Annotated in this window: 37 protein-coding genes and 1 pseudogene; 31 read left to right on the top strand and 7 right to left on the bottom strand. The window is 41.9% G+C overall.

The window, feature by feature from the left end; genetic code table 11:
• Positions 1-216 precede the first annotated feature (216 nt).
• The 23 genes and pseudogenes from ssb to D9V35_RS09535 form a co-directional block, all read left to right on the top strand.
• Positions 217-630, top strand: a complete 414-nt coding sequence (gene ssb, locus D9V35_RS01560; protein WP_122123013.1) for a single-stranded DNA-binding protein — start codon at positions 217-219, stop codon at positions 628-630.
• A 9-nt stretch (positions 631-639) separates the two neighbouring features.
• Positions 640-1,203, top strand: a complete 564-nt coding sequence (locus D9V35_RS01565) for a DNA methyltransferase family protein (protein WP_122123014.1) — start codon at positions 640-642, stop codon at positions 1,201-1,203.
• Between the two features lie 23 nt (positions 1,204-1,226).
• A complete protein-coding gene (locus D9V35_RS01570; protein ID WP_122123015.1) occupies positions 1,227-1,754 on the top strand; it encodes a hypothetical protein in 528 nt (175 codons plus the stop codon).
• Positions 1,755-2,219: 465 nt separating this feature from the next.
• On the top strand, positions 2,220-2,738 hold the full coding sequence (locus tag D9V35_RS01575) for a hypothetical protein (protein ID WP_122123016.1): 519 nt from the start codon (positions 2,220-2,222) through the stop codon (positions 2,736-2,738).
• A complete protein-coding gene (locus D9V35_RS01580; protein WP_122123017.1) occupies positions 2,677-4,662 on the top strand; it encodes a phage terminase large subunit family protein in 1,986 nt (661 codons plus the stop codon). Before D9V35_RS01575 ends, D9V35_RS01580 begins: the two co-directional genes overlap by 62 nt.
• An 18-nt stretch (positions 4,663-4,680) precedes the next feature.
• The gene (locus tag D9V35_RS01585; protein ID WP_122123018.1) at positions 4,681-5,343 is read left to right on the top strand and encodes a hypothetical protein; all 663 of its coding nucleotides are present in this window, start codon (positions 4,681-4,683) and stop codon (positions 5,341-5,343) included.
• On the top strand, positions 5,344-5,610 hold the full coding sequence (gene gpW / locus D9V35_RS01590) for a gpW family head-tail joining protein (RefSeq protein ID WP_122123019.1): 267 nt from the start codon (positions 5,344-5,346) through the stop codon (positions 5,608-5,610).
• Complete coding sequence (locus D9V35_RS01595; protein ID WP_122123020.1) at positions 5,598-7,286, top strand: phage portal protein; 1,689 nt, start codon at positions 5,598-5,600, stop codon at positions 7,284-7,286. The genes gpW and D9V35_RS01595 overlap by 13 nt, the downstream gene beginning before the upstream one ends.
• Positions 7,287-7,305: 19 nt before the next feature.
• A complete protein-coding gene (locus D9V35_RS01600) occupies positions 7,306-8,091 on the top strand; it encodes a S49 family peptidase (RefSeq protein ID WP_162988523.1) in 786 nt (261 codons plus the stop codon).
• Between the two features lies 1 nt (position 8,092).
• Positions 8,093-8,710 carry a hypothetical protein gene (locus D9V35_RS01605; RefSeq protein ID WP_122123022.1) on the top strand — a complete coding sequence of 206 codons (618 nt, stop codon included), beginning with the start codon at positions 8,093-8,095 and terminating at the stop codon, positions 8,708-8,710.
• Positions 8,710-9,120: a head decoration protein gene (locus tag D9V35_RS01610; RefSeq protein ID WP_122123023.1), complete on the top strand. Its 411-nt coding sequence runs from the start codon at positions 8,710-8,712 to the stop codon at positions 9,118-9,120. Before D9V35_RS01605 ends, D9V35_RS01610 begins: the two co-directional genes overlap by 1 nt.
• A gap of 10 nt (positions 9,121-9,130) precedes the next feature.
• Positions 9,131-10,228, top strand: a complete 1,098-nt coding sequence (locus tag D9V35_RS01615; protein WP_122123024.1) for a major capsid protein — start codon at positions 9,131-9,133, stop codon at positions 10,226-10,228.
• Complete coding sequence (locus tag D9V35_RS01620; RefSeq protein ID WP_122123025.1) at positions 10,221-10,526, top strand: hypothetical protein; 306 nt, start codon at positions 10,221-10,223, stop codon at positions 10,524-10,526. Before D9V35_RS01615 ends, D9V35_RS01620 begins: the two co-directional genes overlap by 8 nt.
• Positions 10,526-10,945 carry a head-tail joining protein gene (locus tag D9V35_RS01625; RefSeq protein WP_122123026.1) on the top strand — a complete coding sequence of 140 codons (420 nt, stop codon included), beginning with the start codon at positions 10,526-10,528 and terminating at the stop codon, positions 10,943-10,945. Before D9V35_RS01620 ends, D9V35_RS01625 begins: the two co-directional genes overlap by 1 nt.
• On the top strand, positions 10,911-11,363 hold the full coding sequence (locus D9V35_RS01630; protein ID WP_162988525.1) for a hypothetical protein: 453 nt from the start codon (positions 10,911-10,913) through the stop codon (positions 11,361-11,363). Before D9V35_RS01625 ends, D9V35_RS01630 begins: the two co-directional genes overlap by 35 nt.
• A 17-nt stretch (positions 11,364-11,380) precedes the next feature.
• Entirely contained in the window at positions 11,381-11,572 is a 192-nt protein-coding gene (locus tag D9V35_RS01635; RefSeq protein WP_122123028.1) for a DUF2635 domain-containing protein, read from the top strand.
• The gene (locus tag D9V35_RS01640; RefSeq protein WP_122123029.1) at positions 11,565-13,046 is read left to right on the top strand and encodes a phage tail sheath subtilisin-like domain-containing protein; all 1,482 of its coding nucleotides are present in this window, start codon (positions 11,565-11,567) and stop codon (positions 13,044-13,046) included. The genes D9V35_RS01635 and D9V35_RS01640 overlap by 8 nt, the downstream gene beginning before the upstream one ends.
• Complete coding sequence (locus D9V35_RS01645; RefSeq protein WP_122123030.1) at positions 13,046-13,417, top strand: phage tail tube protein; 372 nt, start codon at positions 13,046-13,048, stop codon at positions 13,415-13,417. Before D9V35_RS01640 ends, D9V35_RS01645 begins: the two co-directional genes overlap by 1 nt.
• A complete protein-coding gene (locus D9V35_RS01650) occupies positions 13,414-13,983 on the top strand; it encodes a phage tail assembly protein (protein WP_122123031.1) in 570 nt (189 codons plus the stop codon). Before D9V35_RS01645 ends, D9V35_RS01650 begins: the two co-directional genes overlap by 4 nt.
• Positions 13,984-14,116: 133 nt before the next feature.
• Positions 14,117-16,570, top strand: coding sequence for a lytic transglycosylase domain-containing protein (locus D9V35_RS01655; protein ID WP_122123032.1), 2,454 nt, complete (start codon positions 14,117-14,119; stop codon positions 16,568-16,570).
• 1 nt (position 16,571) lies between these two features.
• A complete protein-coding gene (locus tag D9V35_RS01660) occupies positions 16,572-17,258 on the top strand; it encodes a DNA circularization N-terminal domain-containing protein (protein ID WP_122123033.1) in 687 nt (228 codons plus the stop codon).
• On the top strand, positions 17,255-17,815 hold the full coding sequence (locus D9V35_RS01665; protein WP_122123034.1) for a hypothetical protein: 561 nt from the start codon (positions 17,255-17,257) through the stop codon (positions 17,813-17,815). The genes D9V35_RS01660 and D9V35_RS01665 overlap by 4 nt, the downstream gene beginning before the upstream one ends.
• A gap of 107 nt (positions 17,816-17,922) precedes the next feature.
• Positions 17,923-18,321: pseudogene (locus D9V35_RS09535) on the top strand (phage baseplate assembly protein); the annotation flags it as partial.
• A 26-nt stretch (positions 18,322-18,347) separates the two neighbouring features.
• On the opposite strand, the gene D9V35_RS09265 reads toward D9V35_RS09535, so the two are convergent.
• Complete coding sequence (locus D9V35_RS09265) at positions 18,348-18,581, bottom strand: hypothetical protein (RefSeq protein ID WP_162988527.1); 234 nt, start codon at positions 18,579-18,581, stop codon at positions 18,348-18,350.
• Positions 18,582-18,648: 67 nt separating this feature from the next.
• Between D9V35_RS09265 and D9V35_RS09270 the strand changes: the two genes are divergently transcribed.
• Entirely contained in the window at positions 18,649-18,963 is a 315-nt protein-coding gene (locus D9V35_RS09270; RefSeq protein WP_162988528.1) for a phage baseplate assembly protein, read from the top strand.
• 12 nt (positions 18,964-18,975) lie between these two features.
• Here D9V35_RS09270 and D9V35_RS01675 read toward each other — a convergent pair whose 3' ends face one another.
• Both D9V35_RS01675 and D9V35_RS01680 read right to left on the bottom strand, forming a co-directional pair.
• Positions 18,976-19,410 carry a hypothetical protein gene (locus D9V35_RS01675; RefSeq protein WP_122123036.1) on the bottom strand — a complete coding sequence of 145 codons (435 nt, stop codon included), beginning with the start codon at positions 19,408-19,410 and terminating at the stop codon, positions 18,976-18,978.
• Between the two features lie 15 nt (positions 19,411-19,425).
• Positions 19,426-19,746, bottom strand: a complete 321-nt coding sequence (locus D9V35_RS01680) for an RING finger protein (RefSeq protein WP_122123037.1) — start codon at positions 19,744-19,746, stop codon at positions 19,426-19,428.
• Positions 19,747-19,989: 243 nt separating this feature from the next.
• Between D9V35_RS01680 and D9V35_RS01685 the strand changes: the two genes are divergently transcribed.
• On the top strand, positions 19,990-20,295 hold the full coding sequence (locus tag D9V35_RS01685; protein WP_122123038.1) for a hypothetical protein: 306 nt from the start codon (positions 19,990-19,992) through the stop codon (positions 20,293-20,295).
• Positions 20,296-20,568: 273 nt separating this feature from the next.
• Here D9V35_RS01685 and D9V35_RS01690 read toward each other — a convergent pair whose 3' ends face one another.
• The 4 genes from D9V35_RS01690 to D9V35_RS09275 form a co-directional block, all read right to left on the bottom strand.
• Complete coding sequence (locus tag D9V35_RS01690) at positions 20,569-21,090, bottom strand: hypothetical protein (RefSeq protein ID WP_122123039.1); 522 nt, start codon at positions 21,088-21,090, stop codon at positions 20,569-20,571.
• Between the two features lie 157 nt (positions 21,091-21,247).
• Complete coding sequence (locus tag D9V35_RS01695; RefSeq protein WP_122123040.1) at positions 21,248-21,523, bottom strand: Arc family DNA-binding protein; 276 nt, start codon at positions 21,521-21,523, stop codon at positions 21,248-21,250.
• A 45-nt stretch (positions 21,524-21,568) separates the two neighbouring features.
• A complete protein-coding gene (locus D9V35_RS01700; RefSeq protein WP_122123041.1) occupies positions 21,569-21,790 on the bottom strand; it encodes an Arc family DNA-binding protein in 222 nt (73 codons plus the stop codon).
• Between the two features lie 32 nt (positions 21,791-21,822).
• The gene (locus tag D9V35_RS09275; protein ID WP_162988529.1) at positions 21,823-21,996 is read right to left on the bottom strand and encodes a hypothetical protein; all 174 of its coding nucleotides are present in this window, start codon (positions 21,994-21,996) and stop codon (positions 21,823-21,825) included.
• A gap of 156 nt (positions 21,997-22,152) precedes the next feature.
• Between D9V35_RS09275 and D9V35_RS01705 the strand changes: the two genes are divergently transcribed.
• The 6 genes from D9V35_RS01705 to D9V35_RS01730 all read left to right on the top strand — a co-directional run bounded on the left by D9V35_RS01705 (position 22,153) and on the right by D9V35_RS01730 (position 26,253).
• Positions 22,153-22,881, top strand: a complete 729-nt coding sequence (locus tag D9V35_RS01705) for a phage antirepressor KilAC domain-containing protein (RefSeq protein ID WP_240993388.1) — start codon at positions 22,153-22,155, stop codon at positions 22,879-22,881.
• Between the two features lie 361 nt (positions 22,882-23,242).
• Positions 23,243-23,536 carry a hypothetical protein gene (locus D9V35_RS01710; RefSeq protein ID WP_162988530.1) on the top strand — a complete coding sequence of 98 codons (294 nt, stop codon included), beginning with the start codon at positions 23,243-23,245 and terminating at the stop codon, positions 23,534-23,536.
• A gap of 62 nt (positions 23,537-23,598) precedes the next feature.
• On the top strand, positions 23,599-24,117 hold the full coding sequence (locus D9V35_RS01715; protein WP_122123043.1) for a phage baseplate assembly protein domain-containing protein: 519 nt from the start codon (positions 23,599-23,601) through the stop codon (positions 24,115-24,117).
• Complete coding sequence (locus D9V35_RS01720; protein WP_122123044.1) at positions 24,114-24,596, top strand: phage GP46 family protein; 483 nt, start codon at positions 24,114-24,116, stop codon at positions 24,594-24,596. Before D9V35_RS01715 ends, D9V35_RS01720 begins: the two co-directional genes overlap by 4 nt.
• The gene (locus D9V35_RS01725) at positions 24,596-25,705 is read left to right on the top strand and encodes a baseplate J/gp47 family protein (protein ID WP_162988531.1); all 1,110 of its coding nucleotides are present in this window, start codon (positions 24,596-24,598) and stop codon (positions 25,703-25,705) included. The genes D9V35_RS01720 and D9V35_RS01725 overlap by 1 nt, the downstream gene beginning before the upstream one ends.
• Positions 25,702-26,253, top strand: a complete 552-nt coding sequence (locus tag D9V35_RS01730; RefSeq protein ID WP_122123046.1) for a putative phage tail protein — start codon at positions 25,702-25,704, stop codon at positions 26,251-26,253. The genes D9V35_RS01725 and D9V35_RS01730 overlap by 4 nt, the downstream gene beginning before the upstream one ends.
• Positions 26,254-26,264: the final 11 nt, after the last annotated feature.

Below are 26,264 nucleotides of genomic sequence, written 5' to 3' on the forward strand. Positions count from 1 at the left end.
TATCAGCTACTATAATTATGATATCTATCATTAGTATAGATTCACCTGAGTATTTTAAAAAAAATTGTTTTAAATGTATTAAACGATTTTCTATAGCTGTCATAATTTTATCAATATTGGTTATTTCTTCATTAATCATCCCATCCTATTACAAAAGCCAGCTTGTCGTTTCAGGAATGAGCTACGAACAGATAAGCAAACTGGTGGGGAAATAAGATGTCCGGTAGCATAAACAAGGTAATCATTGTCGGTCGTCTTGGTCGTGATCCTGAAATGAAGTCAACACAGCAGGGAAACAGGATCGCCTTGTTGTCCGTTGCGACTGGTGAAAGATACAGGGACAAAAATACGGGTGAAACGAAAACGCTGACCGATTGGCACAGGATTGTTGTCTTTAGCGATAATATGGCTGGATATGCGGAAAAATACCTTAAAAAGGGTTACCAGGTCTACATAGAAGGCAGGCTCAAGAACCGCACATGGGACGACAATATGGGAAACAGACGGCATGTTACCGAGATCGTTGTCAGCGATTATAGGGGTAGTCTCATAAATATCGGAAATCATAGACATGACCAGAATTCATCGGTAAACAATGACGGTTTTCCTGATGATGAAATACCTTTCTAGGAATTTGACATGACAGAACGTGAGAAAAATGACTGGTACGTCGAGCCTGTGGAATGTACCAGAGCCCTGATCAGGGCGGAGGAGATATACGGTGGGTTGGGAAACAAAATTCTTGATCCATGCTGTGGTAAGGGAAACATACTCAATACCCTTTATGAACATGGTTACCATAATGTCGAGGGTGGCGATATCGAGGACAGGGGGTACAGAACAACCCGTTTCCAGCAACGTGATTTTCTTGAGTATGAAAATGAAGAGCGGTGGGATTGCATAATATCCAATCCACCATACAAGCATGCTGAAAAGATGGCATGGAAAGCGTTGAGACAGTCAAGACACCGTGTCTACCTGTTTCTCAACATAACATTCTATGCATCAATGGCACGCGAGGATCTGTTCAGTCTTGGCAAGCTTGCACGAGTTCATACATTCGTCGAGAGGATCACGATGTATCCAGGCGATTACCAGAATGTTTCAAGAAACAGTGGAACCCAGACCTATGCATGGTTCGTGTTCGACCATGGATGGAAAAGACCGACCGCAGAACTGGATCGTATATCCATTAAAAACTGATCAGAAAATGGAATATTTAGAGCATGACAAGAAAAAACAGGAATACAAGGTCAATTCCCCCGATTATAAAGTTGCATAATCTTGAAAAACGGTTTGCTTCACGTGAAATTGTCCTGGAAATCGGCGTCAATCCGACAAATCCAAAGCAGAAAGAGACAAGGATACGTCGTCAATGTTCGTATGATAGGCTTCTAAGTCGTTGCGTGATAACTCAGAAACAAAGGGATTGCCTGGACAGGTTCGCGATATTGTGTGAACAGTCTGTTGGAAAGACAAAGAACATATATGTGACAATCAGCGATCTTTTCCATAACAAGCAGATGTATGGACGTGATTTTGAACCAACATTCAGGCAAAGCCGTGCATTTGAAAAGATTTTCGAGATCAAGAATATGCTGGGCGTATTCAACAGCGATATCATTGTCATGCTTTCAATAGGGAATATGGATTGTCAGGAAATAGGGAAACGGTTGAATATCGAGAAAAATAAACTGTACGGGAATATTAATTCAGCCTGTATACGACTTGAGGAAATAATGGAAAATATGTAGAAAAATTTAATTATTTAAAAATAATACTTGCACGAGTTCAACTCGTATGATACATTTTTATCAAAATAGGACAAGTGTCTTTAGAAAAGACTAAAGTTTGTGATAAATAATTAATAAATGGATAAATTAACATTAAGACTGCCCGTCTCGTATTAATTAATTTATCCATTTTATATTTATGGGGACATGGGGTGCGTTGGGTCCTTCCATGGGCCCTCCGAAGCAGGGGTCATTCGCAAGCCCGATATATCTCCAGCTATCAGATTTTTTTTTGGTTCCAGTTACACCTTGTAAATATTTAAAAAACGTTGTTAAACAGTCATTTTTTATGGGTGTAACCTAAAAAAATTCAGGTTCCATTTATTTTTTATAAAATCACGGAAAACCGCAATATTTTATTTTCTGGGTTCCAAGATGGTTCCATATTGATTTCATTGGTTTCAGTCTTTGGTTCCAGGTAAAAACATGAATACCATCAGTATAAGTGAGGCATCAAGAAGAGCCGGAATAAGCAGGCCAGCTATTCGTAAACATCTGAAAGTTGGACGAATAGAATCTGTTGACGGAAAAGTTGTCCTTTCTTCATTTGAACGATGGTTAAAAGATAGAGAATCAGTCAGCGAAGAAAATAATGAAGAATCAGTTCAGGGACCTGTATTCGGGGATCTGAAAGATGCGGAACGACACAAAACAAGTTATGAAGCAAGACTGAAAGAGATTGAATATGATATCAAGTCCAAACAGGTAATTCTCATAGAGGAAGCTGTAGACCTTGTTTCAATGGAATATTCAAGGGTAAGAACCCGTTTATTGGCCATACCGGCAGAATCATCACCACAATTATTCAACTGTAAAACTGTCATGGAAATTCAGGATAAGCTTTCTCGTTTGATAAATCGGGTATTAGAAGAATTATCTGCAGATGTACAATTGCAACAGAAAATATCCGAAGGGGAAGAGCTATCTAGCGCAGGCACTGAATAAAGCCAAAAAGCTCAATCTGTCACCCCCACCAATTCTTACATTGAGTCAGTGGGCAGCAAAATACGCCATATTGTCAAAGGAGACAAGTGCACAGACAGGAAGGTTTGAAGCCTATCCATACCAGATCGGCATGATGGATGCCGTTACGGATCCAAGTGTTGAAAAAGTTTCAGTCATGAAATCAGCCCGTGTTGGATACACGAAAATACTTGATCATGTGGTTGGATATTACTTGCATCAGGATCCAAGTCCTATCCTTATCGTTCAGCCCCGCGTTGAGGATGCCGAGGATTATTCAAAATCGGAAATAGCACCCATGTTGCGTGATACACCGGTATTGGCAGAGATAGCACCCGATCCGAAAACACGCACGGGTGACAATACCCTGTTGAAAAAGACAATGAAAAATGGTGCGTCCATAGCGTTGGTCGGGGCAAATTCTCCAGGAGGATTCAGAAGGATAACGGTAAGGATTGTCCTTTTTGATGAAATAGACGGATATCCAGTAAGCGGCGCAGGATCGGAAGGAGATCAGATAGCACTTGGTACCAAACGATCCGAGACATTCTGGAACAGGAAAATTGTGACGGGATCAACCCCTACAATAAAGGGATTGTCAAGAATTGAAAAATTATATCTTGATGGTGACCAAAGACGCTATCATGTTCCATGTCCACATTGCGGTTCTTTCCAGATACTGGAATGGGGTGGAAAGGATACACCCCATGGAATAAAGTGGGACAAGGACGAAAACGGTGTTTCCTTGCCTGATACCGTTCATTATGTCTGTAAAGAAAATGGCTGTGTCATTGATGAGATAGAAAAATCGTCAATGATAGAAAAAGGTGAATGGAGGGCAACAGAACCATTCAAGGGTCATGCATCCTTTCATATAAATTCCCTGTATTCACTGATGCCAAATGCAAGATGGTCTTTACTTGTATCTGAATTCCTCAGGGTTAAACGTGATCCGATTGAATTGCAGACTTTTGTCAACACGACATTGGGTGAGACATTCGAGGATCGTGGTGATGACGCATTGTCAGAATTCACCCTAGCAAGACGTGCGGAAATATGGTCCGGAGAGGTTCCAGACCGTGTTGTCCTGCTAACAGCCGCTGGGGATGTCCAGGATGACCGTGTAGAACTCGAGATTGTGGGTTGGGGCCGTAATGAAGAGCGTTGGTCAATAGCCCATATTGTCATCAACGGTGATCCAGACAGTCCTGAATTATGGTCGGAAGTTGACGAGATACTGAAAAGACGCTGGTACAAAACCGACGGTACAGGTTTTGCAATAATGGCGGCCTGTATTGATTCCGGAGGGCATTTCACACAAAAGGTATATAATTTCTGCAAGGAAAGGATAGGGCGCAGAATATGGGCTATCAAGGGTGAATCCGCCCGTAACGGGCAACGATCTCCGGTATGGCCAATCAAACAGCCGACAAGAAAACGCAAGGGATATGCACCCTATGTTATCGGTGTCAACGCCGCAAAGGACATTATTCGCACAAGATTGAAACTTGATCAGCCACCGCCTGAAATGGCATGTCCAGGATATATGCATTATCCACAGGATCGTGACATAAATTTTTTTGCACAACTGGTTTCCGAACGGTCAATCCGGAAATATGTGGGTGGACGCTATGTCCGGATCTGGGAACAAACTCCAGGAAGGGCAAACGAGGCACTTGATCTGGCCGTGTATTCCTATGCGGCTTTATGCGGACTGATGAAGTGCGGTGTCAGGCTGAATGCCATGGCGGACAGAATAGAGAATAATCAGAAACCCGTTGATGTGGTCCAGCATCCCTACCAGGTTTCAGGTCTTCCAAAAGAGGAGAAGAAACCTGAACGTAGCAAGGAGGATATCGAGAAAGCAAGAGAAGAGGCGAGAAAGAAGCTATGGGGAAATTCATAGACAAGAGGATTATCGATAATGCGTATGACGATCAAGGTTGATATGGATAAAACATCCAGAATGCTTCAGAGAATTTCGTCAAGGGACATTCCCTATGCACTGGCAAGAGGCGTGAGTATGGCCGCGAGAGAGACAAGGGATAAACTGAAACAGGATATACCAGGGATTTTCAAGCATGCGGGACCATTTACCAGAAATGCCATATCCTTTACATACGCAACGAAACAAAACCAGACAGCAACCGTATTCGTCAAGGATCAACAGGCAAAATACCTTAAATTCGAGGAATATGGTGGAACAAGGACACCGCAGGACAACACGATGAATCCAGGAGCAAGGGCAATCGTTGTTGGTGGCCCATCCGCAAGGAGAAATGCATCGGGAGCCTTGCCAAAGGGTTATGTAAGGAGTCTTGCACAAAAGGCGATGGACGATCTCAAGAAATCCAAAAGGAAAAACCGGAATATCATTGTGAAGCTGCCTGAAAGCAGGCGTGGTCCAGGAGGATTTTTCCAACGTAATGTCCAGGCCAACAGTCTCGTACGGCTGATCAGTTTCATCCATCATGCGACCTACAAACCGAAATTCGGTTTTTTCAAGAGAACATCTGATTTTCTCGATAGGAACCTTAATCCCATTCTTCAAAAAACAATAGACAGCATTTTGGAAAAAGGAAAATAAATGAATTGCACGCACTTACCTGACAGGACTATGTGGTCTACCCTTCCACGGGAAACACTCCAGAAATATCTGAGAGATGCACAACAGGCATATCATGAGGTAATGACAGGATCAAAACCTGTTTCAGTTTCCTATTCCCAGGAAACAGGGGCGAAATCGGTAACTTATAATCAGGCGAATATCCAAAACCTTTTGGGTTATATCAAGGACTTGCAACGTAGCCTTGGAATCAATCGAAGACGGGCGATAGGAATATGCTTCCGGTAAATCAGAAAAAATCATCCATACTCGATCAATATGGAAATCCATATGTAAAACAGAATACATCAAAACCGACGGCATTACATGGTGGATGGAATACAATTCCCTATGACGCTGCCGACTTGACAGGGAACAATGCATTCAACTGGCTACCCTATTTAACATCTCCGGATGTAGAGCTCAATCCATGGCGTGACATCATTGTTGGACGTGTTCGTGATCTTGTCAGGAACGATGGATGGGCATCAGGGATTGTTACACGTATCCTTGACAATGCAATTGGTGGATGTTTTCGTCCGATTAGCAAACCTGATTATCGAACCTTGCAGGCAAAAACAGGATGTTCATTTGATGCACAATGGGCGAAGGAGTGGTCAAGAGAGGTTGATAGCCATTGGCGTTCATGGGCTAATGATGAAGGACGCTACTGTGATGCGGGTCGCCGGTTGACTTTTTCACAAATGATGTGGGCGGCTATGCGTGGACTTCTTATCGATGGGGATGCAATCGCTGTTCTCAACTGGATACCAGATCGTGTTCAAAAAGGTCAGGCCCTGTATGCAACGGCTGTCCAGATGATTGATCCTGATCGCCTGTGCAATCCAAATAATAATATTGACAGCGAGGAATGTCGTGGCGGTGTTCAAATTGACAGTTATGGATCGCCAATAGGATATCATTTCCGTAAATCCCATTTATCCAATTATTTCGATTTAAGTCAAACAATGACGTGGGAGTATATCAAAAAGGAAACGCCATGGGGCCGTCCACAGGTTGTCCATTATTTTGAAACAAATCGTGCGGATGAACATCGGGGTGGTGCAGGTATTCTCACACCTATTGTACAACGTTTACGCATGATCACCAAATATGACAAGACCGAGCTTGATGCCGCAGTCGTGAACGCAACCTTCGCCGCTTTTTTGGAAAGTCCCTATGATCCAGTATCAGGAATGGATGCGCTGGAAACCCAGGAAAGCGAGAATATACTAAATTATATTGATAACCGAAATTGCTATCATAAAAACAATAATCTGGTACTGGGAGGAACAAGAATACCGGTATTATTCCCAGGGGAAAAGATCAGTGCGGTCAGTTCGTCACATCCCCATAGCGGATATAGGGAATTTCTTGGTGCGGCCTTGCGTAATATCGCGGCTGGTACTGGTGTATCCACGCAGCAAATAAGTAATGACTGGTCAGATGTAAATTATTCATCAGCACGTTCCGCCATGCTTGAGGCATGGAAAACATTGACACGGAGAAGGGACAATTTTGGAAACGGTTTTGCCTCTCCAATCCGGTCAGCATGGCTTGAGGAATGTTGCATGAAAGAGGAACTGCCATGGCCATCGGGAGTTGATCTCGACTATTTGATGGATATGGTTTCTTACCTGAAAACACCATTATCGAAATGTAAATGGCTTGGTCCAGGTCGTGGATGGGTTGATCCTGTTGCTGAAAAACAGGGTGCGGTTCTTGGTATGGCTGCAGGGTTATCAACACTCGAAGTGGAGGCGGCTGAGAATTCAGGGGATGATTGGGAGGAAATCATTGATCAACGTGCCCTTGAAATAAAGAAATTCAATGAAAATGGAATTCCATTGCCTGAATGGACAGGAAATCAGATCAATGGAAAGGAAACCTCCATTTCATCGCCACCTGAAAAACCAAGTCCATAATAAATCAACGGATTTCATCATGAAAATTTATAAGTTTCTAAACCGGCCCCTGGCTCTGGAACAGTCATGCGTGTCCTTTTTAACCCAGGAAATCCTTGCGGGAAGGACACAGGATTTACAGTCGATGGCCACTAACCCGCGTGACAGCCCACAGGTCAATGAGAAAATATGCGTCATAGAAATCAAAGGTATCCTTGTTCCAGGAGATATCTATTGGAAAGGATGGGTATGTGGTTATGATGCAATCCAGGAACAATTGATCCAGGCATTGAGTAAAGATTGCATCGAGACAATCGTCCTTCTTATTGACAGCCCTGGAGGGATTGCCTCCGGATGTTTTGATTTGTCAGACTTTATTTACAAGGCCCGTAAAATAAAGAGGATCATGGCGATCTGTGACAGCAATGCATATTCAGCAGCCTATGCGATCGCAAGTGCGGCCCATTTCATCACCGTTCCAAGGGATGGAGGGGTGGGAAGCATCGGTGTAATTGCCATGCATACAGATTATTCCAAATATCTCGATAAAGAGGGGATAAAGGTTACCCAGATCACATACGGAGCATATAAGGGTGAAGGAGATCCATCAATACCTCTCACAGATGGTGCGTTGGGACGAATACAGGCAGATGTCAATTATCTTGGTGAGATGTTTGTTGAAACAGTTGCCCGTAATCGTGACCTGGAATCAAAAAAAATAAGAGAAATGGAGGCTGGAACCTTTCTTGGATCCTTCGGGGTAGAGCAAGGTTTGGCTGATGTTGTGTCCTCGCCTTTTGAGGCGATTATAAAATTAGGAAAATAAAATGGTAGATCTGCAAAATACAAGCAAATTTAGAAAAAGTTTTGCCGCTCTTTTCGGAATGAGTGCGGAAAACGAAGATACTGATGAAAATAATAAATGCGATGATACGCAGGATGAAAACAAGGCAAGCGATGACGGGGAAGACGATACCGAAGAAAACGCTTCCAATGAAAATGATCCTGACAGCAATTGTTCCGACGATGATGACGGTGATGACGAAAGCGATGCTGAGGATGAAAAGGATGACAAAAAGGCTAAGGCACGGGCTCGTGAACGTGGTCGATGCAAGGCCATTCTTTTGTCTCCAGCAGCCAAAAATGATCCGCAACAAGCTTATTATCTAGCTTTTGGAAGCAATCTTTCACGTAAGCAGGCAATAAAAATCCTTTCTATGTCAATGAGAAAATCACCTGGAAAGCAGAATAGTTCAAGAATGTCCATAAGAAACAATTCTAAAAAATTCAACGAGATGATGTCGAACCATCAAAGCCGTGTAAGTCAGCAAGCCCCAGTCGGTAATCAGGGAAATCAGACGAATATATACAAAGAAAGATCACTAAACATCCTGAAAGCCGTTCAAGCAACAGGATTAAGAAAAGTTAAGGAAGGTATTATCTAATGGCCACTATTTATGGTGCGACTGCACAACCGTTTGGAAATGTTGATGTTAGTTACCGTCAGGATAACCTAATTGCAGGCAATCTTCAGCTTGTTACTCAAAGCATTACCTTGTTAAATGGTCAGGGAGTTTTAAGACGTGGAACCATTCTTGGAAAGAATGGTGATGGACTATATGTCATTTCCAAGGCCACTGCAACAGATGGTTCACAGGATCCATGTGCTGTTCTGGTCGATACATTTGATACATCAGGAGGAAATGTTGTTAATGCCGGTGTTTATCAAATGGGTGAGTTCAATGCAAACCATATCATCAAGGATGACAGTTGGACTATTGAAAAATTACGCGATGCAACACGACAACATTCAATTTTTCTAAAAGATGTTGTCACTGCAGATGACCCATCCTAAGGAAAATATTATGCAAGATAATTCACAACAACTTCCACCAGAGATATCCAATAATTTCAATGAGCTTTATAATACCTATACTTTAATAGGTGTCGTTGAAAACCTTTATGAAGCAAATACATTTTTTGTTGATAATTTTTTCAGCTCAACGGTTTTTTCCAATGATGCATATGTGGCCATCGATATTGATGTCGGTTTGCGTCGTATGTCACCTTTTGTTTCACCTTTGCATGAAGGGAAACTGGTTGAAAGTAGAAAAATCAGAACAAGGTCTTTTGCACCTCCATATATCAAGGATAAAAGGGCTCCAGATCTGTTACGCCCTGTTCGTCGTGCACTTGGTGAACGTATCGGTGGAAACCAGTTAACTGCAATACAAAGAATGGATGCAAATATCGGTATTGAACTTGCCGATCAAAAAGACAACCTTAAACGCCGTCTTGAATGGATGGCAACCCAATCAATCGTTAATGGCTATCTACGCATCAAAGGGGATGGATATGAAGAATCAATTATCGATTTCCTACGTGATCCTTCCTTAAATATCGTTTTATCCGGAAAAAGCATGTGGGATGATGAAAATACCATAGCAAATCCATCCGATGATATCCGTAATTGGGCGACAAATATCCTGAAATTGAGCGGAAGCCAGATCACTGATCTTATTTTCACGAATTCAGCCTATAGTGCACTGATCAAGAACAAGGATATATATCAGGCAATCTTCAATTCATCATTAAGGGCGAACAATGATGCAAATTTGTTGATGGGACCAAATACCGGATCGGTTCCATTCCAGGGATACTGGGGTGGATATCGTATATGGTTATATAATGAATGGTATATTGATGAGGACATCCAGCAAAAACCAATGATTGAGGATGGAAATATTATCGGTATTTCTAAGGCTATTTCAGGAACTCTTGCTTATGCTGCAATTAAGGATGGTGCATTAGGTTATATACCTGCAGCATTTGCACCAAGCATGTGGATCCAACCAGATCCAAGCCAGATATTCATGATGTTGCAATCCTCCCCATTGACAATTTTAGGAAGACCAAATGCCTGTTTTACGGCAAGAGTGGCAAAAGGAAAAACAAATGGCTAAAAATGATGATCCCACAAAAACTCAGACTCAAGATGATCCCATAAAAACTCAGACTCAAGATGATTTTAAAGGGACATCAAGTATTTCAGACGGGAAGATAACTGTTACTGTTCTTAATAATTTCAGTGTAACGCATAACGGTATTGTTTATAAAGGAGGATCAACATTTGATGCCGAGAAAAAGGAAGCAGAATTCCTTATCAAGAATAATTATGTTGTTGCAGGATCAATTTTACCATCTGGCGGAATATTTATACCATCTATCAAAAATCCTGCTGTGGGAAGCAGCTTAGATTGATGATAGATTTTGATAAACTGGTTCTTTCACATTGTGTGAAGAATTTCGGAAGGCCGATAAAATATTGTCCACAATCGGGTGATCCTATCGAAATATATGGAATATTTGATAATGTCACCCGATTTCTTGATCCCATGCCTGGCGTGCTTGAAAGTGAAGCTGGGAAAAATGGTGTGGTTGCATCCCGTTTAATGGTTGGGGTAAGATTGTCAGACTTTTCTGCCAAACCGACGATGGGTGACAAAATCATGATTGATGAACGTGTTTACTACGTTCAGGAAGTGGCTGTCGATGGACAGGGGTGTGCACATCTGGTCTTGAATGGTGGTAAAAAAAATGAGGACAGTGAAAATAAGGGAGAGCAATCTTTACAGGAATATCCTGTTGAAGATCGTGGTCAATTTATTAAAGAACACTAATTTCCCATTTCCGGTAAATATTGTCAATACATTGCCGATAAGGGTTCCCCAGGACAGGCTTCCCATCATATTCGTCTCAGCACCTGCTGATCATGCGACCGCCAAAGCTGTTGGACCTGCGAATTATCGGAGGAATGTATATATAGTTCTTCAAATCTTCCTTAATTTTGATGATCCTGTAAAAGGACAACAGGACATAAATGACCTTTGTTCAATTGTTGAGGATGCCATTCAATGTGACCGGTATTTTCAAAGCCGTATCGAGGGTATCATGTCGTTCAAATTTGATCTTGTCTTTCATGCCGATACCGCAGTCCCTATAGCTGAGGCCCGTTATGAGTTTGAATGTCAATATACAGAGGTGTTTTATCCAAGCGGTACAGATTTGCTTCATATTGATGCGACAACTGAAATTTAATTAAGAGAGAAATAAAAATGTTTGTAAAACCAACACCAGGACGAAAAGTCCGTCATCCTGGTGAGGACCGTTTTTTGTCTGAAAAGGGCGAAAATGTCATGGACAGCTTCTATTGGCAACGTCTCAAGAATAACGGGGATATTATCGTTATGGAGATTGATAACATTCAGAATAAAAATATAGTCAAAAAAGGAAAAGAGAATGACTGATACAATCTCGATACCTGGGTTCTCAAGCAATAACCGTGTTCCAGGATTCTATTTTTCCTTGGATGCAAGCAAGGCCAATACCGCCACGGCACAACGTCAGGTTTTGATCATAGGCCAGATGCTTCCAACCAGCAAGGAGACACCGAATATAGCGGTTGAATGTTCTGGGGTTAGCTCTGCCATAGGGTTATATGGTGCCGGCTCTCAAATCGCCCTGATGGTGGAGGCATATCGTAAAATTGACCGGAATGGAAAACTGTGGGTTTTGCCTCTTGCGGATGAAAAGGGTAATCTGCCATCAACTGGATCCATTCAATTTGATGGAACCATGTCAAGGAATGGCAAGATATCCCTGTATATAGGGGATGTCCTGATTGAAAGATCCTTTGTTTCAGGAACATCTGCAGGTACAGTTGCCCAGTCAATTTCAGATCTTGTCAACAGTGTCATAAATGTTCCCGTAACCGCAACGGTAAATCAGTCGACAATAAATCTTACCTCAAAGAACACAGGTTATTACGGAAATTCCATCTCTATCAATCTCAATTTGCTTGGTGAGGTTGCTGGTCAGAAAACACCGGATGGTCTAACCATAAGCATAACCAAAATGACCGGTGGATCGGGAAATCCATCCGTTTTGAAAGAGGCACTTGCCAATTTGGGACAAAGACAGTTCGACCTGTTTATACATCCATACCCAGATGAGGTGTCACTTGGAATTTTCAGTGATTTCCTGGATGACAGATGGCAGGCGACAGTTCAGCTCTATGGTCATGCAATCACTGCAGCGAATGGAACATACGGTGACATAACCTCTATTGGCGTTATGGCCAACAGTGAATACCTCACCATTATTGGAACGGCTGACAGTCCCTCCCATTATATGGTGTGGGCAGCCCAGGTGGGTGCACAGGTCGCAATGAGCATCCGTGACAATCCAGCCATACCGATCACGGGCCTTGCACTTAAGGTCATGCCACCAACAGATGCGGGAACATTTCTGTATGAGCAAAGGAATTCATTATTGTATGACGGTATTTCAACATTTTCTGTCAACAATAATCAGGTGATGATTGAACGTCTGATCACCATGTACAAGAAAAACGTCTATGGCAATGATGACAACAGTTACCTGAACATTGAAACGATGTTGACCGCGGCATTCGCACTGCAGGATATGCGGGCATTTCTGGCTGGACAGTTTTCTCGGTGCATACTGTTGCAGAACGGTTCGAAAATATCTTCAGGCCAGAAGGCGACGACCGCGGAACTTATTGCAAAAAGTTGTGCGGCACATTACCGGACACAATCGACCTATCTATGGGTTCAGAACCCTGACCAGTTTTCAAGGGATATCAAGTCGGAAAATGTAGGAAACGGTATCGTGAAACTCTTGATGCCATACCAGTTTTCAGACCAGCTGTTTACAATTGCAGGAAACTGCCAGTTTACCAAAATTGAGGAGCCTAACTAATGGCATCAACATCAGGAGCAATTGCGGGATATTGCGAAATAACCATTGATGGCGAGGTATGGGACGCTAAAGAGGTTAAATATACATTGCATGGTTATAAACGTGAAACTGCCATTTCCCAGAACGGGGTTGTAGGTTACACGGCAATGCCGGTACAGGGTTCGATTTCCGGAACATTGTTTGATCGGAAAGACAGATCGATCAAGGATATCATGAACAAGTCCGCGGCAACTGTTATCGTTCGGGCCGCCAATGGAAAAGTCATAACTGGAAACAATATGTGGCTTGTGGAACAGCCTGAACTTTCAACACAGGAAGGAACCTATGAATTCAAGTTTGAAGGTAAAGAGGTAACGGAGGACCAGGCATGAATAATGAAAAAACAATCAAATTGACCAATCCGGTAAATTTCAATGATCAGGTTTACGAGGAAATCAGGGTAAGGGAACCGACAATCAATGAATACATGCTTTCACTGAAATCAAAGGGAAACAAAGAATCATTTGAGGCGGATGCCATGGTCCAGATTGAATTGCTGAGCAGGGTTACCGGTTTACCGGTCAATGCGATTGAATCCTTTCCAAGTTCAGTCATGGACGAGGCGACAAATTTCATTGCATCGTTTCAGGAGGATCATGAAAACATTGATTCAAACGAGATCATTATTGATCCTCCCATCTCCATTGCCAACGGTAATGAATATGATCGTCTCACGTTGCTTGAACCAACAGTCGGACAACGCAAAAAGGCGACCCGTATGCTTGACAAATATGGAAATACACCGTTGGGGGCTATGGAGTTTCAGCTATCCTTGTTGAAAGATATAAGCGATTGGCCACTTGCTGCATTATTAAAGCTTCCAATAAGCACTTTCCTGCAGGCATCAAGGTATCTATCCGGTTTTTTTACAGATGGCCAGAAAACTGGAAAGAACTGAACCTGCAACTGATCTATTTCTATAAATGGCCTCCCCAGTGGATTGATGACATGACGGGAACCCAGTTCATTGAGGCTATAGAGGCCGCGAACAATGGGGTTGAGGCTGAAAAAATGGCACAGAATAAATAATCATGGTTTCACCAATATCCATTTCCATCACTGCAGTTGACAAAACAACCCAGGTTTTTCAGAAGCTCAATTCCCGCATTGAAAAAATGCAGGCACCCATTGTCAATCTGCAACGCAGTTTTGCACGGTTTACCCAGGTATCAGGGTTAAGTCGTCTAAGCGAGGGATTTGGACGTGTCCAGGGTTCGGCTCTTGGTGCATTCCGTGTCATGGGACAGATTGCACCGATACTTGGCAGCATTACGGGTGCTGTCACAATAGCCGGTATCAGCCGTCTTGCGACATCATGGGCCAATTTTGGAAGCAATCTGCAAACGTCAGCCCAACGCCTTGGAATGTCCACAGGAAGACTGCAGGTATGGCAGAATGGTGCACGTTTGGCCGGCGTATCCGCGGAAAGTCTGACATCAGGTATGCAAAGCCTGCAGGATACCATGTGGAATGCGGTTGGTGGACGTGATCCCAAAGCGATGGCTACATTCCAGCAATTGCATATCAATTTGCAGAATATGGATGGTTCATTGAGAAATGTATCCGAGGTTATTCCAGAGGTTGCCGATAAAATAGCGTCCATTCGCAATCCATCCGCCCAGGCTGCGGTTGCCACAAATTTTTTCCATGGTGCGGGTGAGGCACTTTTGCCATTCCTGAGAGATGGCTCCGCAGGTCTTGCCAGGTATCAGAGGATGGCAATGAAATACGGGGTCGTGAATGACGATGGTGCTGAAGCGGCCAATCGTTTGAGAATGTCGCAGACGGGATTGACACTGGCCGTAGAGGGGTTCGGCAATTCAATATCCCAGGCACTTGAACCTGTCCTGACACCTGTCATTGATTCAATGGCGAACTGGATAGCCAGAAATCGTGAATGGATTTCACAGGATATAAGCAAATATGTCCGTGATTTTGTCAACTGGCTGAAATCCATCAACTGGCAGGGTTTCAGCAATGGTGTCACGAACGCATGGGGTAAAATCCATGATTTTGCCAACGGGGTTTCCAATACGGTTGAGAGGATGGGTGGACTTAAAACCGTTCTTGAAATCGTCGCCGGAATTATGGGTTTCAAGATTGTCGGGAGTATCCTCGGTATAATCGGTCCATTTGCGTCATTGGCCATGACAGTAGGAAGAATTGTTGTTCCGGCCATGCTTTCACTCGTGACGGCGATGGGGCCTGTCGGATGGGCGATAATGGCGGCCGGCGTTATTATCGGGGCGGCAAGTGTCTATATTTACAAGCATTGGGATACGTTCAGGCCATATTGGGAAAAATTGTGGAGTGCCATCAAGGTTACAACCAAATTTTCAATGGACACTCTCTATTCCCTGATATCCCCTTTCATAAAGCTTGCTGGAAAGATTATTGACAACTGGGATCCAATCAAGAAATTCTTCAGCGACATGTTTGTATTTCTCAGAAAGGAATTTGACAGTTTTGTCGGAAAAATCACATGGATGGCCAACAAGGTATCTGCAGCGGCAAACAAGATCAAGAATGCCGTCGGTTTTGGTGGAAAGAAAAAGACGGAGATCAATTCGTCAATAGATCAGGTCCAGCCCATGGGAATTGAGCAAATGGCGGCCGTTCCAGGTGCGAATGCGGAACAGGCCCTTGCCTCTGCGGACAATCTGAAAAAGATCGCGTCCCAGCCCGTCGCCGCCGCCAATGACAATATTTCATCACGGAAAAAGGGTATTTCCTTTCCATCCGACAATTCGATCGGCAATATTGTCAAGCAGGTCACGGGTGGTGATCCAAGAGATGTGGCAGAGGCAAAAGCCCTGATCATGACAGAAAGTGGTGGCCGCATGATTGGTAACAGCAGGACCTCAGCCTATGGTTATACACAACTTACCGATCCTGCTGCAAAGGATATGGGGGTGAACAAGTATGATCCCTATCAAAATGTCCTGGGGGGCTGGAAATATTTCCAGAAAATGCTTGCCAAAACCAATGGAAACATGATTGCGGCCTATGGTGCCTATCATGATGGCGGTAACAGTATCGGTGTAAGAAAATTCATCAATTCAGGCGGTGTGGATTTTTCAGGATTTTCAAAAGAGGCAAAAAAAGCCATGAAAAATTTTGAAAATTACTACAACCAGGCAAGGGGTGGTGACCTGCCATTCGTGAACATGCCTGTACAGATGCCGAGGATGGGTTCTTCCATCAATATGGGAAACCTGTCATCCATCACGCCAGTCACACAGGATTCAGGATTGGGGAAATTGCCTGGAAGCGGTGTGACATCAATGCCATCCGCACCGTCCATGACCATGTTGCCGGCCAATGCCAGCAACATTCAGGACAACCATCTATATCTCGAGATTGATATCAGGGGTAAAACGGAAAATATGGATATCAAGCCAAAGAGTCGCAGCAATACACTGACAATTCAGTCCGTATCCTATCAGCGTGCAATGGATCCGGGACGCACTGCAGGGGGAATGTGAAATGAGACAGGCCTCATTCAGGGGTGTTCCGTTCTGGGTTATCGGGAATGGCGGTGAAAACGGAAGGGATATCGCCATTCACAACTATCCGTTGAAGGACAGCACGTGGGTTGAGGATCTGGGACGTTCCCAGCGTCGTTACGATTTGCACGGGTTCCTTATGGGAAATGACCAGACAAGTCTGAAAACGATGCTGCAGATAGCCGTTGAACAGGAGGGCCCTGGATTGCTGATACATCCATCACTTGGGATCCTGAATGTATCGGTTGTCAGCTATAAATGGCGTGAACCTGACTATACAAGCAACCGTTCGGACATTGACATAAGCTTTATCGAATACAGCAATCCCGTAGCCGGTCTTGTAAGCAGTCTCACCAATTCATTCATAGGAGAGTTGTCCGATGCGTTTTCCGGATCCGCGGTGGGTGATTTCCTGAATGATACAACGAATATATTCGATAACGGGATGATGAAACAGGCCGTGTCTGTTGCAAGCGACTGGGGGGCGATGGCTCTCACACAGGGAATGGGATCTATACCTCTTGCCGGTCTTGGTACGGTCGCAACGGAATCGATCGGGGAAAAATTGCTGAATCTTGCGGTCAATCGGGATAGCTTGAAAGACACCCTGCAAATGATTGACCCGTCTTTTGACCAGAATTCAATGAGTACGATACAGGAAAAATGACACCGAATGAACTTTCAATCCTGATTATGCAAATACCTGTCCAGCTGATGGAATTCTCGGATGATCCATCCGTACAGATGAAATTGCTTTTTCCATTATGCGATTATCATGTGACCCTTGTCGAGACATCAGCACCCCTTGGGGCTGCTGAAAACACGGCAATGAAGGCGACGGCTGCCCTATGCAGGCGGGCTGCGATCAGCTGTCTTTGCAAGGCGGCATCAACATGGAAGGCGGATAACTGGGACGAGGTTGTCAAGGTAAAGCAGAAAATATCGAATTTGCTGAACAGGGAGATCATGTCAGCCATTGATGACAATAATATCGATACGGCCAATTCATTGAGGGAATTGCGGATCAAGACACTTGAAATACTCACCAATGCGGCCGGTGAATTGCCCCATCTACGGACAATTGAACGGAATACGCCGTTACCCGCACTCTTGATCGCCCAGCAGCTCTATGCGGATGCGAGCCGTACCGAGGAGATCATCAGACGTTCAAATCCAGCCCATTCCGCATTCATGCCCGTTAAAATGGAGGTGTTGAGCTCATGAGTCTATTGTCGTCAATCACCGGTTTTTTCGGTTACAGCAACGCGAGAACCAATCAGGTAACCATCGAGGTTGCGGGCCGCGTAATTTCAGGTTGGACAAGCCTTTCCATAAGGCGTGGCATAGAGATAATGCCCTCCACATTCGAGCTTGAATGCACGGAATATTTTCCAAAATCATCGGAGGTTCTCATTCCCGAGGGTGAGTCGTGCATTATAAGGATAGGCGACCAGAAAATAATCACGGGTTATATAGTGACGGTCAACAGGCGGATTGGATATGGAACCCATGTTGTTTCTGTCCAGGGTAATTCGAAATCCATCGACCTGTGTGAATGTTCGGCAAAATTTGAGACCTACCAGTTCAATAACAGGCCAGTTATCGACCTGATACGCACCATCTGCAGTCCATACGGAATAGATGTAAAAACGGTGGGTGATATTGACAATGTGGTTCTTCCGCAATTCTCGGTTATCCTGACTGAAACCGGATATGAGATCATAGAGCGTATGACCCGTGCGGCCGCATTGCTGTTTTATGATGATGCCGATGGGAATATCATTCTCTCAAAGGTTGGATCGAGAGTGGTGTCATCCGGTTTTGTCGAGGGAAAAAACGTCGAGGAGGCGGTTGTTCGCCGTTCCATGGCTGGAAGATTCAGCAATGTCACCATGATACTGCAGAACACATCATCCCTTTTTTCGGCACCTGGGGACAATTCGCAACTCGCCGCCCAGTTCGAGAATATAACAACGGGGAAACCCGCCACTGATCCAGGGGTGAAACGCTATCGTCCCATGCTGATTTCAGCCGAGATGGGGGATATGGGATATGTCGTGTCACAACAGCGGGCACAGTGGGAGGTCAACAGACGTTTCGGACGCTCGCAATCAATTCAGGTCGTGACTGACAGCTGGAGGGATCAGCAGGGGAAGCTTTGGGAACCGAACACCCTTGTTCCGGTGTCTTTTCCGACATTGAAAGTCAATACAAAAAACCACCTTCTTATTGCGGAAGTGGTTTTCCGTCTGGATATGGGCGGCGGGACTCATGCCGAAATAACATTGATGCCAAAGGAGGCGTTCTCACCGCAACCCATCGTTCTCAATGCTGCAAACAGTGCTGTTGTCCAGGCAATAGCAGGAAGATAATCATAGGGTTTTTCAATGAAATAAGTGTTGTAAATTAAATAATTTAATTAAGGATATTATAAAATTAATTAAGGATATTATTAAAGCGGGTAAACTGATTGAAATAATAGAGTACATCCATAATTTAATGGATTTACTTTCATCAGAAATGGATAATTTCATAAAATCTTTAGTGGGAAATTCATTAAAATTTTTATTTATTTCATCTAATTTATCATCTATTTTATCAAATTTATCATTTATTTTTTTAAATTCATCATCATGTGAACTAAGTTTATCTTTTATAAAATCGATACCAGCTTCTAATTTTGAAAGTCTCTTCTCCATATCGTCACCTCCACCGCCGTTACCGTTATCGCTTGTATTATTTTTTTTATGAAAACCAATATAACTATGATGATCGCTTATTGGTATTACATTATTAGTATTATAGGTTTGGCCGTTCATTTTTAAAAGTCTTTATTACTTTTTATCATCTTCTGTTTGTTCTTTATTGTTGATTTTATAAAAATTATAGATCTGTATTTTAGAAAAAAATGATATATTAAAACATTTTATACAATAAACCCAATAAGCAGGAACGCCTTTTGTTAAATCAATTTCCCTTTTTTCCACATCTACCAATGGAAATGTAATTAGGTTTGAACTTTTATCATAATAAAATTTTTTATTACCACATACAGGGCATTTCCAATTTGGAAATCTATTAATATATTCCATAAAAATATCATGAGCATCCCTAGTCTTAGTCACAGATACTTTAGTCTCGTCATCATCAGCCATATATTTAAATCCTTTAATAACAAATCGTTGAATAAATATAACAAAAAATAGATCGTAACAAATTTAAAAAACAAAAATCACATAATTTTTATACAGTAATGGTATAATATCGGAGTGGTTTATATATGAAGGTGATGCCAAATATGGGATCACCTAATGTCGCAAAGGAAAACATGAACAGTCAAAACATTTGCATATTGAAATGATATTGATGTATGGTTTTTATTTTTAGGAATTATTATCATGTTGAAAAATATTTCTATTTTCTTTTTAGTTTTTGCATTACCTATCACTATTCAAGCTGCAGATAAAAAGAAGGATACGTTCTTATCTGTTAAATACGAAAACGTGCAACAACTTATCAAAAACTATTATTACGCCCAAGAATTTTGCAAAGGATCATTCGAGGAAAACGCCGAAACATATATCATGTGTAACTACAGGGACGCTGCGGATGAAAAACTGAATCAGTTAGGATGGTGTTTTGGACATGACAACCAGCCTGAATCCGATAAAAAATGGATAAAATGCAAGAAGAATCATAAATAACAATATTGATGACAGATTTTTCTGAGTTTTCTCGATTACACTCATTAATAATGAGGGTATTTTTTCATAGTTATCAAAATATGAAATAGACTGACTATAACTATTGGTTAGAGTAATCCTTCATTACTATCATTAATATATATAGTACTATTTTAATATATAGGGTGTACGTTTTACGTACCCCATTTTCGTATAAAATAATAGTACCATATTGTTTGCTCCCCCAAACTGGGGAGCAAAAATTTAACAAATAAAAAAATTGTAATCTTTTAATTAACTTTTTTTATCTATGGATATATTAGCTTTATCAAGTAATTGCTTCATATAGTCAGAAGCTTCTTGTCTATTGTTTGATTTTGTTTCTCTCCATATCTTAATTAACTTATTTATATGGGGCCATATTACATCAATACAATCTCTTCGTAATATATATAAATCTTTATCTTCTGAAAAATATTTCCAATGTATTTTTATAAATTCTAATATTTCTTCCTCATCATAAGTAGGATTTGTATTTGGATCGTTAGCCAGGTTAATAAATCTAACTCCTTCATTAACATCCCAATAATATTTCCAATTGGTGTTGTTCACTTCTTTATAATTATCTGTATAGGTTTTAGAAATATCAGAATATGTTTTTTCTGCTATATCCTTGATTGCACTTTCTACAACTGTTGTGATCGTCTGTTTGGTAATTCTTGATACAAATTCTAATGCGAATCTTGTTTTAGGATCAAGACGTATTGTTAAGCTTTCAGTTCTACTAGTATTACGCTTTCTAGTTGTTTGTGCCATTCTTTATACTTATAAATTTACGTTATTCATAATAAATATATGTAATACAAAAAAATTGCAAATGGCGAAAACATTATGTTCAGAAATAACTTATGTTTAAGGATCAATATTGTTTGCTCCCCCAAACGGGGGAGCAAAAATTGAACAAATAAAAGGATTATTTTAAATCTTTTTTTAATTCTTCAAATGCTTTTTTCATATATGCATCTGCATATTTTTTAACTTCTTTTTTTATATACTCATCTTCAAATTTCTTAAAAATATCAATTTTATTTTTCGATAGTTCTTCTGGTTTAGGGAATGAAAGTGATTGTTCTAATCTTTGAATAATTTCTGATTGTAAAGAACGTTTATTCTTTTTAGCATGCTCAGTTAAAGTAGCATGCAAATCTACAGTCATTTTTAAATTATAACGTAATGTTTCTTCTTTCATGTGTGTATTATGCATAAAAATTACATAAAAGTCTATTGATATTATTTATAAGTTATATTTCGTCTTTAAAAACTTTTCTAAAAAACTGGCCATGATTTCATATTTATCAGAATCTTTTAATTTTGATTTGTTAAATTCATGACGTAATATTTCCATTATTTCGCCATTCATAGCACGATTATTTTCTAATGCTCTTTTTTCGAGCATTTTATGAAAATCATCATTCAAACGTAATGTGTATCTATATATTTTCTTTTTTTCAGACATAAGGTCAAAATGACATACAATTGCAATGTGGATCAGTTCGGATTTTCATGTTGTGAAAATTTTAAACCCTTTTCAACTAACCTTCTTATTGCTTCTGAACGAGAGGGTAAATCAGATTGTTCGCGTCTCCATTCATCAATGGCTACAACTATTTTTTTTGATGCGACAATTTGCAATCGTTGATTAAGTTTTTCTTCTTCTTTCATAAATAATTTAATAGCAAATTACACATATTAAGTCAAGTATGTAAAATGTGTTGCTATTTATGTGTTATATGTGTAAGTTAAGTATTGTAGAGAAGAAAGATAACGACTTTCTTCTCTACGGTAGTTGTAACTTTACATATGAAGGATATTACAACCATGTTAAATAATACTTTAAACGCTAACTGTAATTCAACTTCTTTAATTAATCCTATTCTTATTGAAAAGGAACTTCGTATTCTCGATATTGATCTTGCTCAAAGATTGGGTTTTGAAAGACCTCGTAATATTCGGAAATTAATTAATCGTTATTTAAATGAATTAGATGAAATGGGGACCCGCGCCACGGTGGAGCGGGTTATAAATGGCGGTAAAGCTAAAGAATTTTATCTCAATCGAAAACAAGCCATTTTTATAACAACGAAATCCGAAACAAAAGATGCTATTAACGTTACGATAGAAATTATTAAAAAGTTTGAAGCTTATGAACGCGGAGAAATTACATCTTTTCAAATTCCACAATCTTATCCTGAGGCATTACGTCTTGCTGCAGATCAAGCCGAGCAGATTAAGGAATTGAAACCGAAGGCGGATGGATTTGATCGCATTGCAACGGCGGACGGTTCGTTATGCATCACGGACGCGGCGAAGAATCTTCAGATGGGGCCAAAGGAACTGTTTTTCTATCTCAATTCCCATGAATGGATTTACCGACGGACTGGCAACAGGAACTGGCTTGCCTATCAGGACAAGATCAAGCAGGGATTGCTTGAGCATAAGGTGACGGAGGTTTCATTGAGTGATGGAACAAGCAGGATCAGTGAACAGGTGAGGATAACGCCAAAGGGACTGACCAGATTGTCCGAAATGTTCTCGAATCATGTATAGACGTGATCGGTAACAGTAATAACCGGAATTAATGAAGTGAATTATAATATATACACTTGTTTATCAAGTAAAGATTAATAATTCAAAGAAATAAAAGTTAATTCCATGTCGAAATATTGCCTTGATATCCTGAAGTTACTGATTAATTTAAGTTAACGAATATTAATCGTTTATATAAATAAGCTTCATTATTTGTATCGATAAACATCGATAAAACCATATTGTAGATAGTGACCTTATCTGAACAATCTGTTCACTATCTACGCACCTAGTATGGTTTAAGAATAATAGGCTTCTTTTATCTAGGATTATGTTCGAGGATATCAAGAGATTAAAAAAAATAATATTGTGTCCATATTTTATGGACAACATATTCGTTACGGACGGAAATAATATGTGTAAAGAGAATAATCGTTCAAGTCTTTGCAGGTTCAGTAAAAATATAGATTTGATGAATGCTGATCGGATGATCAGGATCATCAATATTGATTACGACATTTTCAATTCATTGTTCAGGAAACTTACGAAAAATGTCAACTGCAAGGATCCGGTGATCGATGATCTGATATGTACCATCAATGATCATACAAGACGTATGGAGGAGGAGGTTGACCAGCTTCACAACTACATATCAAACGCGAGCCTTTCAAGATAACCATTTTTTATAAACTAGGAAACAGGGCCATCCTTCTGGATGGCTTTTTTATTGGAGTGAACATGCCTGGACCAATGGACAGCATCATGAGACGGATCAACATGACAGTTGGTGCATGCCGTATCCTTAACAGGATTATCGAGGGAACGACACCCACAGTACAGATTGTGGTTTCCGGCGGTGCCCAAATGGATGGGATGACATTCATGCAGCAATACGGTTTTGTCAGCAAACCCTTGCCTGGTGCTGATGCGATTTCCCTATTTTTTGCCGGTGACCACAATCGTGGCACTGTCATAGCATCGAATGACCAGCGATACCGTCCAAAAAATCTTGGCGATGGGGAGGTCGCCATTTATCACAAATCAGGAACAACCGTTATCCTGAAGAATGATGGATCAGTCGAGATAAATCCGTCAGACAGGAAATGTGTTCTGAACGGAAATCTCAAGGTTGACGGGAATGTCGATACAACGGGAGATGTGAGGGCATCTGGCGATGTGACGGCGGGATCGGTAAGTCTGAAAAGCCATAAACATTCAAGGGGATACCAGAACCAGCCAACGGGTGGACCTCTATGAGACCGGTACAGGACATTTCCATAACCTGGAATAACAAGACCGGCAAGGGTGAATGGTCTATCCTAGATAATGATATAAAACTTGACAATGCACTTTTCAGTGCAGTCATGGTTTCACTGTTCACGGACAGGCTCGCCCCTCTGGAACCATCTTTTACGGAAAAAAAGTCAAATATCGGCAAGGTTTCGGGAGACCGTCGCGGATGGTGGGGTGACATTTTCAGGGATGAACCTATGGGATCAAGATTATGGCAGCTGAGACGGGCCGTGAAAACCGATCAGTATTCTGTCACCCTGTCCGCACAGGACATGATCTATGAATCACTGCAGTGGATGGTTAATGATGGACTGGTGGCGAATATCGATGTCAATGTCCAATGGGTGAAAACCGGTCTACTGCAGTTTTCAATCAATCTAACAGAACCACAATCAGACACGCCCCAACAGTTTCTATTCAGTTGGGTATGGGAGGGAATATAATGCCGTTCAAGGTTCCAACCTTAACAGAACTCAACAATCAGGTGCAGCAGGATATAATCAACGCTGGCGTTCCAGGAATTGAGACAGTGCTCAAAAATTCGGTTATTGGCACGATCGGAACTGTCCAGGCTGGACTTTCATGGTCGCATTATTCATTCTTGGGCAATATCGCCAGACAGTCCGTTCCATGGACCGCGACAGATGAATATCTGGCTGGATGGGGAAATCTTAAGAATGTCTATCGAAAGGCCCCCACCAGGGCAACGGGACTGGTTGAATTCACGGTCGTGGATGACAGTGTTATCGTTCCAAAGGGAACGCAAATAAGAAGGAATGATGGCTGGAGCTACGTGACAATGGAGGACAGCATCCGGAACCAGGCTCATATTCAGTCTGTCGAGAATGGTATTGACGGGAATTCTGACCAGACTGCAGTCCTTACGCTTGGACAGGCCCTTGCGGGTGTGAACGTGAATGTCAAGGTTCTGTCACCGATCACCGGAGGTGCAGATCTCGAGGATGAGGATGATTACCGGTCAAGGGTGATCCAGGCATTCAGAACATCAGGTTCCCTCGGACGTGAACAGGAATACATCATGTGGGCAGAATCCGTTCACCAGGTTTCAAGGGCATGGGTTGGCAGGAACAGTTTCGGCAGCGGGACTGTCGTGATATGGATCATGTGTGATGATGCGAATACCTCCAATAACGGTTTTCCGATCGGTGATAATGGAACATCGGACAAGGAGAAAAGGTATAAAACAGCAACGGGTGACCAGCTGGCCGTTGCGAACTATATATGGGACAAGCAACCGGTAACCTCACTTGTCATTGTCTGCTCGCCAATTCCGCAGCCTGTTGATTTTGTCATTTCCGATCTTGACATCAATAACACGCTCGATAACCAGAATGCCATCAGGGCCGCATTGAAAGACCTGTTCCGAAGAGAGGCCGCCCCAGGGAAAAATATGCATCCAAGTGCATGGGACCGTGCCATTGCATCCATAACGACATTAACCCAATACACCATAACATCACCAGTTACGACAATTATAGCGGAAAGTGAGGGTAACCTGCCAATATTGGGAAAGGTTACATTTCAGACATGATACCACGTTTCACCCATGAAAATTTCAGGCAGGCCCTGTTATACCTATTGCCGATGGGACCAATATGGTCAAGGGAGCCAGGAAGCCTATGTCATTACTGGGCTTCCATCATTGGCCAGGTATATGTCAGGAACAGTGACAGGGCGATCGAGCTCTTGCAGGTATCTTTTCCTGGAACCGCGACCGAACTTCTCGATGAGTGGGAAAAAACCGTCGGGTTACCGGATCCATGTGTTGGAGAGGTGACGGATTTGCAGCTGCGTCAGAGGCTTGTTGTTGATCGTCTGGTGTCATCCGTGGATTCCAATATCAATTTCTATATCATGTATGCAAAAAAATATTTCGGTTTTGACATCACCATTGATCAATTCACGCCATTCAGACTTGGAACACCCCTTAACAGGCCACTGGGTGGTGAGGACTGGTCCCATACATGGAGAATAAGATCGGATCAGGACCTGAAATATCTCCCATGCATTTTCAACCGTATTTCACCGACACATACCCTGGTCTATTACGGTCTTTTCCAAAATGAAAAAATAAACTAGAAGGTTATGAA

The sequence above is a fragment of the Commensalibacter melissae genome (assembly GCF_003691365.1).
Taxonomy (GTDB): Bacteria; Pseudomonadota; Alphaproteobacteria; order Acetobacterales; family Acetobacteraceae; genus Commensalibacter; species Commensalibacter melissae.

Excerpts from the sequence above, each read along its gene's own strand:
- ssb (WP_122123013.1), top strand. The coding sequence starts at position 217 with ATGTCCGGTAGCATAAACAAGGTAATCATTGTCGGTCGTCTTGGTCGT.
- D9V35_RS01565 (WP_122123014.1), top strand. The coding sequence starts at position 640 with ATGACAGAACGTGAGAAAAATGACTGGTACGTCGAGCCTGTGGAATGT.
- D9V35_RS01570 (WP_122123015.1), top strand. The coding sequence starts at position 1,227 with ATGACAAGAAAAAACAGGAATACAAGGTCAATTCCCCCGATTATAAAG.
- D9V35_RS01575 (WP_122123016.1), top strand. The coding sequence starts at position 2,220 with ATGAATACCATCAGTATAAGTGAGGCATCAAGAAGAGCCGGAATAAGC.
- D9V35_RS01580 (WP_122123017.1), top strand. The coding sequence starts at position 2,677 with ATGTACAATTGCAACAGAAAATATCCGAAGGGGAAGAGCTATCTAGCG.
- D9V35_RS01585 (WP_122123018.1), top strand. The coding sequence starts at position 4,681 with ATGCGTATGACGATCAAGGTTGATATGGATAAAACATCCAGAATGCTT.
- gpW (WP_122123019.1), top strand. The coding sequence starts at position 5,344 with ATGAATTGCACGCACTTACCTGACAGGACTATGTGGTCTACCCTTCCA.
- D9V35_RS01595 (WP_122123020.1), top strand. The coding sequence starts at position 5,598 with ATGCTTCCGGTAAATCAGAAAAAATCATCCATACTCGATCAATATGGA.
- D9V35_RS01600 (WP_162988523.1), top strand. The coding sequence starts at position 7,306 with ATGAAAATTTATAAGTTTCTAAACCGGCCCCTGGCTCTGGAACAGTCA.
- D9V35_RS01605 (WP_122123022.1), top strand. The coding sequence starts at position 8,093 with ATGGTAGATCTGCAAAATACAAGCAAATTTAGAAAAAGTTTTGCCGCT.
- D9V35_RS01610 (WP_122123023.1), top strand. The coding sequence starts at position 8,710 with ATGGCCACTATTTATGGTGCGACTGCACAACCGTTTGGAAATGTTGAT.
- D9V35_RS01615 (WP_122123024.1), top strand. The coding sequence starts at position 9,131 with ATGCAAGATAATTCACAACAACTTCCACCAGAGATATCCAATAATTTC.
- D9V35_RS01620 (WP_122123025.1), top strand. The coding sequence starts at position 10,221 with ATGGCTAAAAATGATGATCCCACAAAAACTCAGACTCAAGATGATCCC.
- D9V35_RS01625 (WP_122123026.1), top strand. The coding sequence starts at position 10,526 with ATGATAGATTTTGATAAACTGGTTCTTTCACATTGTGTGAAGAATTTC.
- D9V35_RS01635 (WP_122123028.1), top strand. The coding sequence starts at position 11,381 with ATGTTTGTAAAACCAACACCAGGACGAAAAGTCCGTCATCCTGGTGAG.
- D9V35_RS01640 (WP_122123029.1), top strand. The coding sequence starts at position 11,565 with ATGACTGATACAATCTCGATACCTGGGTTCTCAAGCAATAACCGTGTT.
- D9V35_RS01645 (WP_122123030.1), top strand. The coding sequence starts at position 13,046 with ATGGCATCAACATCAGGAGCAATTGCGGGATATTGCGAAATAACCATT.
- D9V35_RS01650 (WP_122123031.1), top strand. The coding sequence starts at position 13,414 with ATGAATAATGAAAAAACAATCAAATTGACCAATCCGGTAAATTTCAAT.
- D9V35_RS01655 (WP_122123032.1), top strand. The coding sequence starts at position 14,117 with ATGGTTTCACCAATATCCATTTCCATCACTGCAGTTGACAAAACAACC.
- D9V35_RS01660 (WP_122123033.1), top strand. The coding sequence starts at position 16,572 with ATGAGACAGGCCTCATTCAGGGGTGTTCCGTTCTGGGTTATCGGGAAT.
- D9V35_RS01665 (WP_122123034.1), top strand. The coding sequence starts at position 17,255 with ATGACACCGAATGAACTTTCAATCCTGATTATGCAAATACCTGTCCAG.
- D9V35_RS01675 (WP_122123036.1), bottom strand. The coding sequence starts at position 19,410 with ATGAACGGCCAAACCTATAATACTAATAATGTAATACCAATAAGCGAT.
- D9V35_RS01680 (WP_122123037.1), bottom strand. The coding sequence starts at position 19,746 with ATGGCTGATGATGACGAGACTAAAGTATCTGTGACTAAGACTAGGGAT.
- D9V35_RS01685 (WP_122123038.1), top strand. The coding sequence starts at position 19,990 with ATGTTGAAAAATATTTCTATTTTCTTTTTAGTTTTTGCATTACCTATC.
- D9V35_RS01690 (WP_122123039.1), bottom strand. The coding sequence starts at position 21,090 with ATGGCACAAACAACTAGAAAGCGTAATACTAGTAGAACTGAAAGCTTA.
- D9V35_RS01695 (WP_122123040.1), bottom strand. The coding sequence starts at position 21,523 with ATGAAAGAAGAAACATTACGTTATAATTTAAAAATGACTGTAGATTTG.
- D9V35_RS01700 (WP_122123041.1), bottom strand. The coding sequence starts at position 21,790 with ATGTCTGAAAAAAAGAAAATATATAGATACACATTACGTTTGAATGAT.
- D9V35_RS09275 (WP_162988529.1), bottom strand. The coding sequence starts at position 21,996 with ATGAAAGAAGAAGAAAAACTTAATCAACGATTGCAAATTGTCGCATCA.
- D9V35_RS01705 (WP_240993388.1), top strand. The coding sequence starts at position 22,153 with ATGTTAAATAATACTTTAAACGCTAACTGTAATTCAACTTCTTTAATT.
- D9V35_RS01710 (WP_162988530.1), top strand. The coding sequence starts at position 23,243 with ATGGACAACATATTCGTTACGGACGGAAATAATATGTGTAAAGAGAAT.
- D9V35_RS01715 (WP_122123043.1), top strand. The coding sequence starts at position 23,599 with ATGCCTGGACCAATGGACAGCATCATGAGACGGATCAACATGACAGTT.
- D9V35_RS01720 (WP_122123044.1), top strand. The coding sequence starts at position 24,114 with ATGAGACCGGTACAGGACATTTCCATAACCTGGAATAACAAGACCGGC.
- D9V35_RS01725 (WP_162988531.1), top strand. The coding sequence starts at position 24,596 with ATGCCGTTCAAGGTTCCAACCTTAACAGAACTCAACAATCAGGTGCAG.
- D9V35_RS01730 (WP_122123046.1), top strand. The coding sequence starts at position 25,702 with ATGATACCACGTTTCACCCATGAAAATTTCAGGCAGGCCCTGTTATAC.